The sequence below is a fragment of the Corallococcus praedator genome, from assembly GCF_003612125.1.
Taxonomy (GTDB): domain Bacteria; phylum Myxococcota; class Myxococcia; order Myxococcales; family Myxococcaceae; genus Corallococcus; species Corallococcus praedator.
Map to the genome: position 1 here is coordinate 1 of NZ_RAWI01000211.1, position 16,268 is coordinate 16,268.

The window sequence follows — 16,268 nt, forward strand, 5'->3', positions numbered from 1 at the left end:
GGGGGAGGCAGGCCGTGAGACGAGCCGATTCAACGACGGGACGCCGGGCTTCGCGCGTGGGCCTGCTGCTGGGGGTCCTCTGGCTGGGCGCCGCGTGTGGACAGCGCTCGGAAGAAGCGGCGGCGCCCACCACACCCCAGGTGGTGTCCCTGGGGCCGGAGAACGTGGTGCGCGTGTCGCCCACGCAACTGCAGAGCGGCCCCATCATCTCCGGCTCGCTCCAGGCGCGGCGGGTGGCGAGCGTGCGGGCGGAGGTGGGCGGCAGCATCCTGGAAGTGAAGGCGGACCAGGGGCAGGCGGTGAAGGAGGGCGACCTCCTGGCGCGCGTGGAGGAGGGCACGCTGCGCGAGCAGGTGCTGGCGGCCAGCTCCACCCTGCGCGTGGCGCGCAGTGCCTTGCAGGTGGCGAAGGCGGATGAGCAGCGCAACCGGATGCTCGTCCAAAAGGGCGTCATCACCCGCCGCGACTTTGAACGCACCCAGCTCTCCAGGACGCAGGCGGAAGGGCAGCTCGCGGAGGCGCAGGCGCGTCTGAAGCTGGCGCAGGACCAGTTGGGGCGCACGAAGGTGACCGCTCCGTTCACGGGCGTGGTGAGCGAGCGGCAGGTGCACTCGGGCGACATCGTCCAGCCGGGCGCGCCGCTCTTCACCGTGGTGGATCCGGCCACGCTGCGGCTGGAGGCGTCCGTGCCCGCGGCGCAGTTGGATCAGGTGAAGGTGGGCACGCAGGTGGACTTCCGCGTCAACGGCTACGCCGACCGCGCCTTCCAGGGACGGGTGGCGCTCATCAACCCGGCGGTGGATCCCGCGACAGGACAGGTGCGCATCTACGTGAGCATTCCCAACAGCGAACAGATGCTCCTGTCGGGCCTGTTCGCGGAAGGGCGCGTGGCGTCGCAGGCGAAGCAGGCGCTCGCGGTGCCGGTGGACGCGCTGGACACGCGCCAGGAGCCGCCCACCGTGCAGCGCATCACCGACGGTAGGGTGGAGCAGGTGGCGGTGACGCTGGGCCTGAAGGACGACGTGGCGCAGCGGGTGGAGGTCCGCTCGGGGTTGAAGGCCGGGGACGTGGTGCTGCTCGGGTCCGCGCGCGACCTGACGGAGGGCACGCCCGTGAAGGTCTCCGCCACGCCCGAAGGTCAGCAGAAGCCCGGAGCTCCGCGGGAAGCGCAGGGCGTGGGCGGCGCGGGCAATGCGTCCGGTGCGCCCCCGCAGGCACCGGCCGCGGGCACGTCCGCGAGCGCGCCGACCCAGCCTCCCGCGAAGGCCCCGTAGGCGCGCACCCCACCCGTTGAAGCAGTGCAGGAGCGGTCCGTGTTCATCTCCGACTTCGCCATCAAGCGCCCCACCGTCACCATCACGGCGATGGTGGCGCTCGTCGTGTTCGGCCTCGTCGCGCTCATCAACCTGGAGACGGACGAGTTCCCGGACATCCAGCAGCCGGTCATCAACGTCACCATCGCGTACCCCGGCGCATCGCCGGACACGGTGGAGCGCGAAATCGTCGAGCCCATCGAGGATGCCATCTTCAGCATCTCCGGCATCGACGGGAAGAAGACGACGTCCAGCTCCACGGACAGCCTGGCGAACTTCACCGTCTTCTTCGACTTCGACAAGGACGTGCAGGAGGCGTCGCAGGACATCCGGGACGCCATCTCCAGCAAGCGCGCGGACCTGCCGCGGGAGATGGAGGAGCCCATCCTCACGCGCTTCGACCCCGCGGACCAACCCATCGTGTCGCTGGTGCTCACGTCGGATGCGCTGGACGTGCCCGCGCTGACGCTCATCGCGGACCCCACGGTGGTGGGGGATCTGCGCTCCGTGCCCGGCGTGGCGCAGGCCACGGTGGTGGGCGGCGTGGACCGGGAGATGACGGTGCAGGTGCGGCCCGTGGCGTTGCAGGCGGCCGGCCTGTCGGTGGCGCAGGTGGTGGCGGCGCTCGAGACGCAGAACCTGGCCGCGCCGGTGGGCCGGCTCAACTCCGAGCTGCAGGAGCGCACCATCCGGCTCAAGGGCCGGCTGGCGACGCCGGAGGACTTCGCGCAGGTGCCCATCGCGGAGCGCAACGGGCGCACGCTGCGGCTGGGCGAGGTGGCGGACGTGTTCGCCGGCACCGAGGAGCCGCGCACGCTGTCGCTCTACAACGGCGCGCAGGCCGTCGGCATCGAGGTCATCAAGTCCAAGGGCCACAGCACCACGGAGGTCGCGGACGGCGTGCGCGAGCGCGTGAAGGCGCTCCAGCAGCGGCTGCCTGCCAACGCGCGGTTGGAGATCGTCCGCGACGCGGGCACGCGCGTGGAGAACTCGGTGCTCAACGTGCAACAGGCGCTGATTGAGGGCGCGCTCCTGACGGTGCTGGTGGTGTTCCTGTTCCTCAATTCGTGGCGCTCCACGGTCATCACCGGCCTGGCGCTGCCGGTGAGCGTGCTGGCGTCGTTCGTGAGCGTCTGGGCCTTTGGCTTCACGCTCAACACGATGTCGCTGCTGGGCCTGACGCTGGCCATCGGCATCCTCATCGATGACGCCATCGTGGTGCGCGAGAACATCGTGCGGCACGTGGAGATGGGCAAGGACCACTACACGGCGGCGCGCGAGGGGACGAACGAGATTGGCCTCGCGGTGGCGGCCACGACGTTCTCCATCGTGGCGGTGTTCGTCCCGGTGGCGTTCATGTACGGGGTCGCGGGACAGTGGTTCAAGCCGTTCGCGCTCACCATCGCCATCTCCGTGCTGGTGTCGCTGTTCGTCAGCTTCTCGCTGGACCCCATGCTCAGCGCGTACTGGCCCGACCCGCAGGTGGAGAAGGGCGAGCGGCGCAACTTCATCTCGCGGGGGCTGGCGCGCTTCAACCACTGGTTCGACCGGCAGGCGGACCGCTACAAGGGCGTCATCGCGTGGGCGCTGGACCACCGGCTGGCGATGGTGCTGCTGGCGGTGGGTTCGCTGGTGGGCGCGGTGGCGATGCAGGGGCTCTTCGGCGGCGCGGGCTTCGTGCCGGTGAGCGACCGCGCCGAAATCGAGATGTTGGTGGAGACGCCCGCGGGCTCCAGCCTGGACTACACGCGGCGCAAGGTGGAGGAGGTGTCCCGCCTCACGCGCGCGCACCCGGAGGTCGCGTACACGTACACGACCATCGGTGTGCCGCTGCCGCTGCGCTCGCCGGGCGTGGACCAGGCGCTGGTGTACGTGCGGCTCAAGCCGAAGGATGAGCGCAAGGCGAGCCAGGACGTGCTGGGCAAGACGCTGCGCGACGAGCTGCGCGCGGTGGGTGGCGCGTCGGTGTCGGTGTTCACCAGTGGCTTCGGTGGGGCCATCAAGTCCATCCAACTGGAGCTGCGCGGGCCAGATTCGAAGGGACTCAACCAGGTGGCCCAGCAGGTGATGAAGGAGGTGAAGCAGGTGCCGGGCGCGGTGGACGTGGGGTTGTCCACGCGCGGCGAAAAGCCGGAGCTGGAGGTGGAGCTGAACCGGGGCGTCGCGGGGCAGCTCAACGTGACGGTGGGCATGGTGGCGCAGTCGCTGCGGCCGGCCTTCGCGGGGCTGGATTCCGGTGACTGGGTGGACCCCATTGGCGAGACGCGCGACGTGATGGTGCGCCTTGCGCCGCAGTTCCGGGAGAACCCCTCCGACCTGGCCCAGCTTCCGCTGGTGATTGGCTCGGGGCCGGACGGCGCGCCCGTCGTGGTGCCGCTGGGGCAGGTGGCGAAGGTGACGCAGACCATTGGCCCTGCGCAGATCGACCACCTGAACCGCGAGAAGGTCATCAACGTGCAGGCGAACGTCGCGGGCCGGTCGCTGTCGGAGGTGATGCGCGACGTCCAGACGCGGCTCCAGTCCGTGAGGATGCCGCCGGGCTACGAGCTGTCCACGGGCGGTGAGTCGGCGGATCAGCAGGAGGTGTTCGGCCGGGTGTTCCTGGCGCTGGGCGTGGCGGTGATGTTGATGTACCTCATCCTCGTCATCCAGTTCGGTTCGTTCCTGGATCCGCTGGCCATCCTGGTGTCGCTGCCGCTGTCACTCATCGGCGTGGTGCTGGCGCTGTTGGTGACCGGGGACACGCTGAACATCATGAGCCTCATCGGCGTCATCCTGCTGATGGGCATCGTGGCGAAGAACGCCATCCTGCTCATCGACTTCGCCAAGTGGCAGCACGAGAAGGGGATGCCCCTGCGCGAAGCGCTCATCCAGGCGGGGCGCATCCGCTTGCGCCCCATCATGATGACGACGCTGGCGCTCATCGCGGGCATGGTGCCGGTGGCGCTGGGAAGTGGCGAGGGCGGCGACTTCCGGGCCCCGCTGGGACGCGCGGTGATTGGCGGCGTCATCACGTCCACGCTGCTGACGCTGCTGGTGATACCCACGGTGTATGAGATTCTTTCGGACGGTCGCACGTGGTTGTTCCGGAAGCTGCGCAAGGTGTTCAAGGGCGGCGCGCCGGGGCCCGTGCACGGGGGCGGCGGGGAGCCTCGGCCCCAGCCCCAGGGCCGACAGGACTGATGCGCGGAGGAACCTCGCGTCCTCCCAAAGGAACGGTTGGCGCTCCCCGCTTGAGACCATAGGGTCTGGAGTGTGGAGCTCCTGTCCCCGCTGCCCGACTCGCATCGCTCGCTCGTCACCGAAGCCCTGGAGGCACTGGGCGTCACCCGCTGGGTCCTGAGCCTTCACGACCCCAGCTTCCCCGGCCTGCCAGGCGAGGACGTAGGCCGGGGCTCGCCGTACTCGGAAGGGGCCGCGCGCTTCCTCGCCTTCGCCCGGGACATGGGTTTCACCGGCATCCAGTTGGGACCCCAGGGGCAGACCACCGCGTACAACCCGTCGCCGTATGACGGGACGCTGTTCTCGCGCAACACGTTGAACATCGCGCTCGCGCCGCTCACGGATCCGCACGGGCCCTGGGGCGCGCTGCTGTCCGCCGACACGCTGGCGCGACTCGTCGCGGAAGTGCCCGGAGGCGGTGGTCCGGACGCCCGCTATCACCACGCCTGTCGTTCACAGTCCCTGGCGCTCCAGGAGGTCTGGGAGACGTTCCTGCGGGAGAGGTCCCGCGCGGATGCGCCCGCCTCCATTCACGCGTTGGAGCGGCGCTTCGCGGCGTTCCGGGAGGAGCACCGGGCCTGGCTGGAACCGGATGCGCTGTTCGACGTGCTCGGTGCGCGCAAGGGCACTCCGGATGACTGGCGCTCCTGGGCGGATTCACTGGACGGACGTCTCTATGCGCCCCGGCCGGGAGAAGAGGCCCAGGCGGAAGCGCGCATCCGGGAGCTGCTGACGCTCGAAGCGGAGGCGGTGGAGCAGTACGCCTTCCGCCAGTTCCTCGTGCACGAACAGCACGGTGTCCTGCGCGAGCGCGCGGCGGGGTGGAGCTTCAAGCTGTACGGCGACCTCCAGATTGGCTTCTCGCCCCGGGACACCTGGGCGCGGCAGGGCCTGTTCCTGGGGGCGTACCTCATGGGCGCGCCGCCCAGCCGCACCAACCCGGAGGGCCAGCCGTGGAACTACCCGGTGCTGGACCCGGAGCAGTACGTCGCCCCGGAGGGCGCGGAGCCCGGCCCGGTGCTGCGCTTCATGGAGGCTCGGCTGGGCAAGATGCTCTCCGAGTACGACGGGCTGCGCATCGACCATCCCCACGGCCTCGTCTGTCCCTGGGTGTACCGCGCGGGCCTGCCGGATCCACTGCGTGCGGTGCAGGGCGGCGCACGCCTCTTCTCGTCGCCAGACCTGAAGGACCACCCGGAGCTGGCCCGGTACGCCATCGTCGCCGCGGAGCAACTGGACCGCGCGCAGCCGCGTCACGCGGATGGCTGGGTGAAGTGGCTGAAGCCCGAACAGGTCCAGCGCTACGCGCTGCTCTTCGACACCGTGGTGCGCAAGGCCCGTGAGCGCGGCCGTGCCCGCGAGGACGTGCTGTGCGAGGTGTTGAGCACGCTGCCCTTCGAACTGTCCCAGGTGATGGCGCGCGACGGGCTGGGTCGCTTCCGCGTCACGCAGAAGGCGGACTTGAACAACCCGGCGGACGTGTACCGCAGCGAGAACGTGGCCCCCGAGGACTGGGTCATGGTGGGAAACCACGACACGAAATCGCTCTGGCGGCTCGTCGCGGAATGGCAGTGGAAGCACGCCCTGCGCGCCCAGGCGGACTACCTCGCGCAGCGGCTGCATCCGGAGGCAGAGGGCCGCGAGGACTTCGCGCGTCAGCTCGCGAGGGAGCCGGGGCTGCTCGCGCAGGCGAAGTTCGCGGACCTGTTCGCCAGCCGCGCGCGCAGCGTGATGGTGTTCTTCGCGGACCTGCTGGGCATGCCCGACACGTACAACGCCCCGGGCTCCGTGGACCCGCGCAACTGGTCGCTGCGCATTCCCCAGGACTGGGCCTCGCAATACCACCAGCGCCTGCGCGCGGGCGCCGCCCTCAACCTGCCCCAGGTGCTCGCGATGGCCCTGCGCGCGGGCGGGGACAGGGCGCGGACCCGCCATGCGGACCTCCTTGGGCGGTTGGACCACGCCGCCGCCCAGCTCCGGTGGGGCGCGTAGACCGTTCTCGCTCAGGCGATGCGCCGCATGTCGAAGCGCGACTGGAGCTTCCACTGCCCGGCGCTGTCCTGTTCCTCGCCGCGCCAGGTGAATCGGTCCGTCCCGATGTCGGAGAAGCTCCAGCGGATGGGCCTGCTGCGGTGCTCTCCCCGGAGGACAAGGGCGTCACCCTCGCGCCCTCCGTCGAGCCGGTTGATGGCTCCACCGGTGGGACTCACCCAGAGGATGCGCCACGTCCCGCCCGCCCGGTCGAACGTGCGCACGGTCGTGCCGTAGCGACGGTTCGCCCCCGGCTCCACCTGCGTGGAGCCGCGCGAGCGTCGCGACGGCACGATGAAGACGTCCTGCAGGGCCCGCCCCTCCAGCACCCAGTGGAACCACCACTCGCCTTCGCTTTGTCGGACGCCGCCCTCCAGGTCGTGGTCCTGGATCGTCCCTTCCCAGCCGCCCACCAACCAGCCGAAGGTGGCGGCCGCGTCGCCCAGCTCGGTGGAGGGGCCCGGGCTCACCAATGCGTTCACGAACCGCTCGGACGTGGGCTCCGGCGCGGCGGGGCCTTCCGCCAGGCGGCGCCAGATGCCGGCGTATTCGATGGGGAGCCCATCCGCATCGACGTCGAGCATCGCGTTGAAGCCACTGTCCAGGCTCTCATAGCGGTAGCGCGCGGGCCCCACGCGCGCATACCCCTGGCGCGCGGGGGTGACGTCCAGCGAAGGGAAGCGCACCCACGCCACTCGGATCTCCGCGGTGGCGCCCTCGGCGAGCTGGAGCCGTCCGATGGGCAGCGCGTTGGTGGAAGGACTCAGGCCCAGGTCCACGTCCGTGCAGCCCTCCAACGCCTCCACGGCGCGCCCGTCCCGCAGCCACCGCCCCGCGCCGTCGTGCTCCAGCGTGAGGTGCTGACGGGCGCCGCGCCAGGACTGCGTCACGGCCACGCGGCGCGTCCGCCACGCGGGGTCGCAGACGACCGAATAGTCCACCCTCAGCGGTGCCCCCTGCTCCGCGACGAGGATCACTCCGGAGAGCCCCACCCCCTCCTGGTCCCGCTTCACCCGCGCCTGCTCGAAACCGAGCTCATCCATCACGCGTCGCCAGATGACCTCACGCGTGACAGTTGTTCCTTGCGTCGCCATGCTCCACCCCGTCAGTCAATTGAGGAGGGTTGGGAGCATGAAGCGCCGGGCCCCGGACGACTTGGGGATTGTTGACCGGGTGTGGGCGCGCCTGTTGGCCTCTGGCGAGGGGTGGCGGGTGAGCGAGGTCGTCTGCCGCTCCGGTCCCCGGGACCCCGTCTTCGAGGAGGAGCACGCCTGGGTGTCCGTCTCCGCCGTCCTGGAGGGGAGCTTCACCTACCGCTCGAAGCGCGGACGCGTGCTGCTGACGCCCGGCTCGCTGTTGCTTGGCGAGCCCAAGGCCTCCTTCTGCTGCGGCCATGAGCATGGCGTGGGCGACCGGTGTGTCGCCTTCCACCTGGCCCCCGCGCTGCTGGAAGAGGTGGCGGGGGACCTGTCGGGCGTGACGCGAACGGGCTTTGCCTCCCACCGGCTGCCCCCGCTTCAGCGCCTCGCGCCGCTCATCGCGGACGTCCAGGCGCTGGCTGCCTCGCCGGGGGCGCGGAGCGCGGAGGAGCTGGTCTTGCGGATGGCGGGTGCGGCGCTGCGCGGGGTGGAGGCGGGCACCCCACGCTCCGTGAGCACACGCGATGAGCGCCGCATGGCGGAGGCCGTGCGAACGATGGAGGCCCGGCTCGTCGAACCCCTCTCACTCGGCACCCTGGCCGAGGGGCTGGGCATGGGCCGGCACCACTTCCTGCGCACCTTCCGCAAGGTGATAGGGGAAAGCCCTTACAGCTACGTCCTCGGCCGCCGCCTGGGGCTCGCCGCCGAACGCCTGCGCACGTCCCACGACCGCATCGCGGACATCGCGTTCGCCTGTGGCTTCGGCGACCTCTCCGAGTTCGTCCGCCGCTTCGGTGCCCGGTTCGGCGTCACGCCTTCCGCCTATCGCGCCGGGGCGCGCCTCGGGCCTGCTTGAGCGGCTGTCATTGATGACCCGACGTCAGGGGTCCAATGTCACTCCAGGGCCGTTCGACTTCACTGTGAGAGGATTTGAAAGCGTCTCGGATTGGAATCCTTGCCTTGAAATCCCTGTTGGAAGCGTTATCAGGGCTAAGCCTGTTGAAGTAAGGCTTCAAGCGGGGGACCGCGTGGCGAATCGTCGTGAGTGGAACTTCGGAGCGCATCACGCGCATTTCGAGGAGCCGGACCTGTTGGTGATGAAGTTCAACGGGCCCTCGAAGCTGGAGGACTGCCAGAAGGTGTTGGAGGTGTACCAGGAGGTGGCCTCCACGCAGCCGGTGTTCCTCATCTCCGACGTGTCGAATTCGCTCCTCGAGAAGGAGGCGCGCGAGCTGCTGGTGGCGCACTCGAAGGAGGAGTGGTTCCGGGGCCACATCTACGTCGGCACGGGCGCGCGACAGCTCGCGGGGGCCAAGGCGCTGATGCTGGCGCTCTACTTCACCGGCCGGTGGATGGTGGAGGTGGACTTCGCGGACTCGGAGCGGGACGCGCGCGACCTCGTGGCGAGGAAGCGCGCGCTACCGCCGAGGCATTAGGGGCGTCCTGCCCGTCGCCTCAGTGCTGGACGTCCAGCACGAGGCGCGTGGGCTGGGTCAGCTCCAGCACGCGGAACGGCGCCTTGCGCGTGGTGCCCAGCACCCACGTCACCTCGCCCTCGAAGGCGCACAGGCGCGCCAGCTCCAGCACCGACGGCAGCGCGGGCTTGAAGGTGCGCTGCGCCACCGTGGCCTGGCCCTGCTCGTTGTGCGCCTGCGCCCGGGTGAAGCGCACCTGGAGCGCGGCCTTGCCCGGCACCGGCACGTCGTCCCCCGAGCCGCAGTCCTGCACCGGCGTCTTCACGTACGACACCTGGTAGCCCGGCAGGCGGGGTCCTGCGAACTCGAACACCGTGCGGTCGTAGCCCTCGTGCGTGCCGGTGCGCACCGAGCTCATCGTGACGGAGGGGGGCTCGCTGCGCTTCTTCTCCACCGCCTCCAGCGTCCACGTGGCGTCCGCGGCCAGGGCGCTGCCCGCATCCGCCGGGGCGCTGCCTGCGTCCACCGGGGCGCTGGCCTTGCCGCCCGTGCCCTGCGCGCTGCCCGTGTCCAGGACGCGCTCCACGGGCGGCGTCGCGGTGGTGGGAGCGGAACCTTCCCGGGGCACGGTGTTGGTGGGCGCGGGCACGGCCGGGACGTCCATGGGCACCGTCGGCGGCTCCTGCTGCTTCTCACAGCCCGCCCCCAGCAGCCCGCCCACCAGCCCCAGCGCGCACAACCCCAGTCGCAGACGCATCCTGTTCCTCCGGCCTTCCAGTTGAACCGCGTCCCACGGGGACTTCGGATTCCTCGCACAAGGTGCGCGCCCGAGTCACGGAAGATGCTCCACCGTCGGGCCCGCGACTGTTGCCCAGCAGGCGTGGGCCCGGGGGAGGCTTGGCGCGCCGTTCCCCCTCCACCCGGTCGGCTTTGGAAGTTGGAAGGCCACCCGCCGAACTGCGTCCCCACGCCCGGACGGGTTGCGTATAGGGTCCGCCCGGCCGCGTCCCGGGCCACCCCTTCGAGCCCCCTCACTGGAGACTTGCGCCTCATGGCCCTCGACCTGACCTCCCTCCCGCGTCCCTCGCGCGACGACACCACCGTAGGCACCATGGTGCGTGGACTCGTGGGCAGTGAAATCCTCCGCATCGCCGCGGAGATCCGCGAACTGGTGGCGAAGGGCACGAAGGTCTGCAACCTCACCGTGGGCGACTTCAGTCCGAAGGAGTTCCCCATCCCGGATGGCCTGCGCACCCAGATTGGCGCCGCGCTCCAGGCAGGGGAGACCAACTACCCGCCCTCCGACGGCGTGCTGGAGCTGCGCCAGGCCGTGCAGCGCTTCTATGAGCGCTCCCTGGGGCTGAAGTACCCGCTGGAGGGCATCGTCATCGCGGGCGGAGCGCGGCCCATCATCTACGCTGCCTACCGCGCGGTGTTGGACCCGGGCGACGTCGTCGTCTACCCGGTGCCGTCGTGGAACAACAACCACTACGCCCACATGCTGGGTGCGAAGAGCGTGGTGGTGACCACCGACGCGGACTCCGGCTTCATGCCCACGCTGGCGCAACTGGAGCCGCACCTGTCCACCGCGCGCATGCTCTGCCTGTGCAGCCCTCTCAACCCCACCGGCACCATGGTGGACCCGGCCGCGCTGCGCGCCATCTGCGAGCGCATCGTCCAGGAGAACCGCGCGCGCGAAGGCCGCGGCCAGAAGCCCCTCATCCTGATGTACGACCACATCTACTGGGTGCTCAGCTTCGGCGGCACGAAGCACGTGACGCCCGTGGAGCTGGTGCCGGAGATGGCGCCCTACACCGTGTTCGTGGACGGCATCAGCAAGGCGTTCGCCGCCACCGGCGTGCGCGTGGGCTGGGGCGTGGGCGCGCCCACCCTCATCGCCCGCATGCGCGACGTGCTGGGCCACGTGGGCGCCTGGGCCCCCAAGGCCGAACAGGTCGCCACCGCCCGCTACCTGGACGACACGCAGGCCACCGAAGCCTTCCTGAACAGCATGCGCGCGAGCGTGGACGCGCGCCTGGAAGCGCTCCACCGGGGCTTCGCGCGCATGAAGGATGCGGGCCTGCCGGTGCGCGCCATCGCGCCGCAGGGCGCCATCTACCTGTCCGTCCAGTTCGACCTGGTGGGCAGGGATGGGCTCACCACCAATGACGCCATCCGCAAGCGCCTCCTGGAGAAGGCCCGCTTCGCCGTGGTGCCCTTCCAGGCCTTCGGTCTGATGGAGGACACGGGCTGGTTCCGCCTCTCCGTGGGCGCCACCTCCGTCGCTGAAATCGAGGAGGCCCTGCCCCGCGTGGAGGCCACCGTGCGCGAAATCCTCGCAGGGAAATAGCGACTTTCCTCCCCAGGAATGCAGGTTGGGAATACCCTGCCAGAACCGCCGTTGAGGGCGCCGCCATCATGCTCAAGCGCTTCGTGGATGTCCGGGACGAGGAGGTGGGGGCGGTCCTCGGGTCGTTCATCTACTTCTTCACGCTGATGTGCGGCTACGCCATCCTGCGGCCCATCCGCAACGAGATGGGCACGGCGGGGGACGTGAAGCACCTGCCCTGGCTGTTCACGGTGACGTTCGTCGTGATGCTGCTGGCGGTGCCGGCGTTCTCCATGCTGGTGGCGCGCTATCCCCGGCGCGTCGTGGTGCCGCGCGTCTACCGCTTCTTCCTGCTCAACCTGCTGGCCTTCTTCGTGCTGCTGAAGTTCGGCGTGGCGAAGGAGGGCGTGGCGAGAGCCTTCTACGTCTGGCTGAGCGTCTACAACCTGTTCGTCGTCTCCATCTTCTGGAGCTTCATGGCGGACGTGTTCGCCAGCGATCAGGGCAAGCGGCTCTTCGGCTTCATCGCCGCGGGCGGCACCACGGGGATGATCGTCGGTCCGTTCCTGGTGGGGCGGCTGGCGGAGGGCGTGGGGCCGGTGAACCTCATCCTCCTGTCCGCGGTGATGCTGGAGGTGAGCGCGCAGTGCGTGAAGCGCCTGGGCCGCTGGGCGCGGGATGTCCAGCACCAGCCCGCCACGCGCGAGGGGCCGGTGGGCGGCGGGATGCTCGCGGGGCTGCGGCTGTTGGTGACGTCGCCGTTCCTGCTCGCGCTGGGGCTCCAGGTGCTGCTGTACGCGGCGACCTCCACGTTCCTGTACTACCAGGAGGTTCAACTGGTGGCGGGGATGGCGAAGGACGCGGCGGCGCGCACGGCGGCGTTCGCGGACATCGACTTCTGGGTGCAGGTCTTGACCCTGGGCTTGCAGACGCTGGTCACCGGGCGGGTGATTTCGAAGCTGGGGCTGGGCGTGGCCATGGCGGTGCCGCCGGTGCTCACCATGCTGGGCTTCGGCGTGCTCGCGTTCGCGCCGGTGCTCGCGGTGCTCATCGGCGTGAAGTCGCTGCGGGGCGCCAGCCACTACGCGCTGGAGCGCCCGTCGCGCGAAATCCTCTTCACCACCGTGGACCGCGAGGCCCGCTACAAGTCGAAGAGCTTCATCGACACGGTGGTGTACCGCGGCAGCGACACGGTGAGCTCGTGGATGCAGAGCGGCCTCACCGCCATGGGCCTGGGCATGACGGGCCTGTCGCTGGTCGCCGTGCCCATGGCGGCGCTGTGGCTCGCGGTGTCCCTGTACCTGGCGCGGCAGCAGCGCGTGCGCGCGCCTGAAGCACTCCCGCAGACGACCCTTCCCGGAGGAACCACGGCATGAAGTTGACCCGAAGAGGCGTGATTCAAGCAGCGGCTGCGTTGGGCGTGGCCCAGACCCTGGGCTGTGCGACGACCCCCAAGGCGGGGCCGGGGCCGGAGGCGGAGAACCCCAAGGGCAAGCCCCTGAGCATCCTCATCCTGGGCGGCACGCGCTTCCTGGGCCCGGCGCTGGTGGAGCGGGCCAAGGAGCGCGGCCACACCCTCACGCTCTTCAACCGCGGCAAGACGAACCCCGGCCTCTTCCCGGACGTGGAGAAGCTCCAGGGTGACCGCGACCCGAACAAGGGCGAGGGCCTCAAGGCGCTCCAGGGCCGCAAGTGGGACGTCGTCATCGACACGTCCGGCTACTTCCCGCGCCTGGTGAAGGCGTCCGCGGAGCTGCTGGCGCCCAACGTGGGCCAGTACGTCTTCATCTCCAGCATCTCCGTCTACAAGGAGCTGACGAAGGCGAACCTGGATGAGTCGGCCCCGGTGGCCACCATCGACGCCGCGGCGCCGGAGGAGATCACCGAGCAGAGCTACGGCGCCTTCAAGGCGCTCTGCGAGCAGGCCGCGGAGGCCGCCCTGCCGGGGCGCGCGCTCAACATCCGGCCCGGCTACATCGTGGGGCCGGACGACGGGTCGGACCGCTTCACCTACTGGCCGCTGCGCGTGGCGAGGGGCGGCGAGGTGCTGGCCCCCGGTGACGGCGAGGATCCGGTGCAGTTCATCGACGCGCGCGACCTGGCCGCGTTCATCATCCGGAACGTGGAGCGCCGCACGATGGGCGTCTTCAACGTCACCGGCCCCACGAAGCCCATCAAGATGCGCACCTTCCTGGAGAGCGTTCGCGAGGTGACGGGCGGCGACGCGCGCTTCACCTGGGTGGAGACCCCCTTCCTGGAGCAGCAGAAGCCGACGCCCATCCCGGAGATCCCCATCTGGGCGGCGCGCACCGGCGCGGAGGGCGGCCTGGGCCGCGTGAGCATCGAGCGCGCCCTCCAGGCGGGCCTCACCATCCGGCCCCTGGCGGACACGGTGCGCGACACGCTGGCGTGGTTCCACACCCTGCCTCCGGAGCGTCAGGACAAGCAGCGCGCGGGCATCCCCGCGGACCGCGAGCGCGAGCTGCTCGCCGCGTGGCACCAGGCCAAGGGCACGGGCACCGCGAAGGCGGCGGAGTAGAGGCCCTGGGCTGCCCGCTCGCCGGGTCTCCTGGCGTGCGGGCGGTGCCTGTGAAGCAGGCGGTGCATGGGGGTGCTGGCCGTTCGCGTCATGCGGCCGCACCTTTCCCGCCATGGAACGCGACCAGGACAGCCGGCATCACGTCGTCATCGTCGGGGCGGGCTTTGGCGGGCTGGAAGCCGCGAAGGCCCTGGGCAAGGCACGCGACGTGCGGGTGACGGTGGTGGACCGCTACAACCACCACCTCTTCCAGCCGCTGCTGTACCAGGTGGCGACGGCGGTGCTGAACCCGGCGGACATCTCCGCGCCCATCCGCAGCGTGCTCAAGGCGCGCAACACGCAGGTGATGCTGGCGGAGGCGAAGGCGGTGGATGCCCGCCGCAAGGTGCTGCTCGTCGGAGGCGGGGAGATTCCGTACGACTCCCTGGTGGTGGCGACGGGCGCGGCGCACTCGTACTTCAAGCATCCGGAGTGGGCGCAGGTGGCGCCCGGCCTGAAGACGCTGGAGGACGCGGTGCGCATCCGCGAGCGCGTGCTGACGGCCTTCGAGGCGGCGGAGCGCGAGTCCGACCCCGAGCGCCAGCGCGAGTGGCTGACCTTCGTCATCATCGGCGCGGGGCCCACGGGCGTGGAGCTGGCGGGGGCGCTCGCGTACATGACGCGGCACTCGCTGCCGAAGGACTTCCGGCGCATCGACACGCGGCAGGCGCGCGTCATCCTCCTGGAGGGATTGCCCCGGGTGCTGACGGCGTATCCGGAGGACCTGTCCGAGGCGGCGAAGCGCGACCTGGAGCGGCTGCACGTGGAGGTGCGCACCGGGGCGATGGTGACGAGCGTGGACGCGGAAGGCGTCAACATTGGCGGGGAGCGCATCCCCACGCGCACGGTGCTGTGGGGCGCGGGCGTGGCGGCGTCCCCGCTGGTGCGTTCGTTGGAGGTGCCCCTGGACCGCGCGGGGCGGGTGAAGGTGGGGCCGCTGCTCACGGCGCCGGGCCTCGACGACGTGTATGTGATTGGCGACGTGGCGGCGGTGGAGCAGCACGGCAAGCCGGTGCCGGGCATCGCGCCGGCGGCGATGCAGATGGGGCGGCACGTGGCGAAGACGGTGCGAAACCGGCTGGCGCACAAGCCGCTCCGGGCGTTCCGCTACCACGACAAGGGCAACTTCGCGGTCATCGGCCGGGGCTACGCGGTGGGCATGCTCTTCGACAAGTGGAAGATGCACGGAACGCCCGCGTGGCTCGTCTGGGCGGGCGTTCACATCGCCTACCTCATCGGCTTCCGCAATCGCCTGTCGGTGATGCTGAACTGGGGCTACACGTTCTTCACCAAGGGGGGCCGGGACATGCGGCTCATCACCGGCAAGGTGGCGCCCAGGATGCCCGTGCTGGATGCGGGGCCTTCCGTGCCCGCGGTGCCGGCGCTGCCGGTCTCGCGGACCGCGCCGGTGCACTGAGCTTCTTGCGCAAGCAGGTCCTCCCGGGAGTGGCGGAATCCGGGAGGACGGCTCAGGTGGTTTCATCCGTCAGCAGGACGGCCTCCTCGCCCCTGCCGTCGAGCAGCAACGCGAACTGCTCCGAGAAACGGGCGAGCGCGCTGTAGGTCGTCTTGAGTTCCACTGCCGCGGTATTGGCCGACTCCGGGCGCTCGGCGCGGTCCGTGCGGGTCGCGAGCCGGGCCCGGACGCCCAGGCTCCCTCGGGTATCGATGGGGTACGCGGAGATCGCGACGAAGACCTGGTTGGGCTTGTAGGCCTTGTCGGCTTCGTGGAAGGACCACGTTCCGCCCGCGATGCCTCGCCGCGCCTCCTCGCCCAGGGGGAAGGCGGTCAGCGCCGAGGCGAAGGCCCGGAGCTGCTCCAGGCTGAACCATGCGCTGCTCTCTCCCGAGAAGGCGCCGGAGCGGGCGCTCACCTGGAGCTCCGCCGTCCCATCCCCATCCTCGTCAGGAAGCAGCTTCAGCAGGAGCCTGTCGTTGCTCATCGTTCCAACCTTTTTTCCCGTACCTGCGGTGTGCCCTTGCGGGACGGGTCTTCTCGGTCCGGGATGACGCAGGAGGTTCAACCGGCTCGCTCCGGGATACGGAGCGTAGGGGTTGGCTTGGTGCTCGTCGGGGAGATTTTCCGTGGATCCGCTCCTTCATACGCGGCGGAGACGGAGCTTCCGGCTGCTCGCAGGGCCTGCGGGCGTTACGGAGGGGGACACGCGGGCCCTGGCCATGTCAGCCTGCCGCGATAAGGCAGGGTAGGGCCGTGGAGCGCGGGGTGCCCGACCCCGCGGG

12 protein-coding genes are annotated in these 16,268 nt (G+C 70.3%); 9 read left to right on the plus strand and 3 right to left on the minus strand.

Annotated features, from left to right (window positions below; all coding sequences use genetic code 11):
* The first annotated feature begins 14 nt into the window (after positions 1 to 14).
* The 3 genes from D7Y13_RS24625 (at position 15) to D7Y13_RS24635 (ending at position 6,527) form a co-directional block, all read left to right on the plus strand.
* Positions 15 to 1,274 (plus strand): efflux RND transporter periplasmic adaptor subunit, encoded by a 1,260-nt coding sequence (locus tag D7Y13_RS24625; RefSeq protein WP_120585161.1) that lies wholly within the window; start codon positions 15 to 17, stop codon positions 1,272 to 1,274.
* A 39-nt stretch (positions 1,275 to 1,313) separates the two neighbouring features.
* On the plus strand, positions 1,314 to 4,496 hold the full coding sequence (locus D7Y13_RS24630) for an efflux RND transporter permease subunit (protein ID WP_120585167.1): 3,183 nt from the start codon (positions 1,314 to 1,316) through the stop codon (positions 4,494 to 4,496).
* Between the two features lie 72 nt (positions 4,497 to 4,568).
* Complete coding sequence (locus D7Y13_RS24635; protein WP_199732898.1) at positions 4,569 to 6,527, plus strand: 4-alpha-glucanotransferase; 1,959 nt, start codon at positions 4,569 to 4,571, stop codon at positions 6,525 to 6,527.
* Positions 6,528 to 6,538: 11 nt separating this feature from the next.
* Here the strand turns inward: D7Y13_RS24635 and D7Y13_RS24640 are convergent, their stop codons facing one another.
* On the minus strand, positions 6,539 to 7,660 hold the full coding sequence (locus D7Y13_RS24640) for a putative glycolipid-binding domain-containing protein (RefSeq protein ID WP_120585162.1): 1,122 nt from the start codon (positions 7,658 to 7,660) through the stop codon (positions 6,539 to 6,541).
* Between the two features lie 37 nt (positions 7,661 to 7,697).
* Between D7Y13_RS24640 and D7Y13_RS24645 the strand changes: the two genes are divergently transcribed.
* On the plus strand, positions 7,698 to 8,561 hold the full coding sequence (locus D7Y13_RS24645) for a helix-turn-helix domain-containing protein (protein ID WP_120585163.1): 864 nt from the start codon (positions 7,698 to 7,700) through the stop codon (positions 8,559 to 8,561).
* A gap of 172 nt (positions 8,562 to 8,733) precedes the next feature.
* Positions 8,734 to 9,141, plus strand: a complete 408-nt coding sequence (locus tag D7Y13_RS24650; protein WP_120537245.1) for a hypothetical protein — start codon at positions 8,734 to 8,736, stop codon at positions 9,139 to 9,141.
* A gap of 19 nt (positions 9,142 to 9,160) precedes the next feature.
* Here D7Y13_RS24650 and D7Y13_RS24655 read toward each other — a convergent pair whose 3' ends face one another.
* Complete coding sequence (locus D7Y13_RS24655; RefSeq protein ID WP_120585164.1) at positions 9,161 to 9,877, minus strand: AMIN-like domain-containing (lipo)protein; 717 nt, start codon at positions 9,875 to 9,877, stop codon at positions 9,161 to 9,163.
* A 294-nt stretch (positions 9,878 to 10,171) separates the two neighbouring features.
* Between D7Y13_RS24655 and D7Y13_RS24660 the strand changes: the two genes are divergently transcribed.
* The 4 genes from D7Y13_RS24660 (at position 10,172) to D7Y13_RS24675 (ending at position 15,444) form a co-directional block, all read left to right on the plus strand.
* On the plus strand, positions 10,172 to 11,470 hold the full coding sequence (locus D7Y13_RS24660; protein WP_120537885.1) for a pyridoxal phosphate-dependent aminotransferase: 1,299 nt from the start codon (positions 10,172 to 10,174) through the stop codon (positions 11,468 to 11,470).
* Positions 11,471 to 11,538: 68 nt separating this feature from the next.
* Positions 11,539 to 12,825 (plus strand): NTP/NDP exchange transporter, encoded by a 1,287-nt coding sequence (locus D7Y13_RS24665; RefSeq protein ID WP_120537884.1) that lies wholly within the window; start codon positions 11,539 to 11,541, stop codon positions 12,823 to 12,825.
* A complete protein-coding gene (locus D7Y13_RS24670; RefSeq protein ID WP_120585165.1) occupies positions 12,822 to 13,988 on the plus strand; it encodes an NAD-dependent epimerase/dehydratase family protein in 1,167 nt (388 codons plus the stop codon). Before D7Y13_RS24665 ends, D7Y13_RS24670 begins: the two co-directional genes overlap by 4 nt.
* A 112-nt stretch (positions 13,989 to 14,100) precedes the next feature.
* Positions 14,101 to 15,444, plus strand: a complete 1,344-nt coding sequence (locus D7Y13_RS24675; protein ID WP_120585166.1) for an NAD(P)/FAD-dependent oxidoreductase — start codon at positions 14,101 to 14,103, stop codon at positions 15,442 to 15,444.
* A gap of 52 nt (positions 15,445 to 15,496) precedes the next feature.
* Here D7Y13_RS24675 and D7Y13_RS24680 read toward each other — a convergent pair whose 3' ends face one another.
* On the minus strand, positions 15,497 to 15,970 hold the full coding sequence (locus D7Y13_RS24680; protein WP_120537882.1) for a hypothetical protein: 474 nt from the start codon (positions 15,968 to 15,970) through the stop codon (positions 15,497 to 15,499).
* Between the last annotated feature and the right edge of the window lie 298 nt (positions 15,971 to 16,268).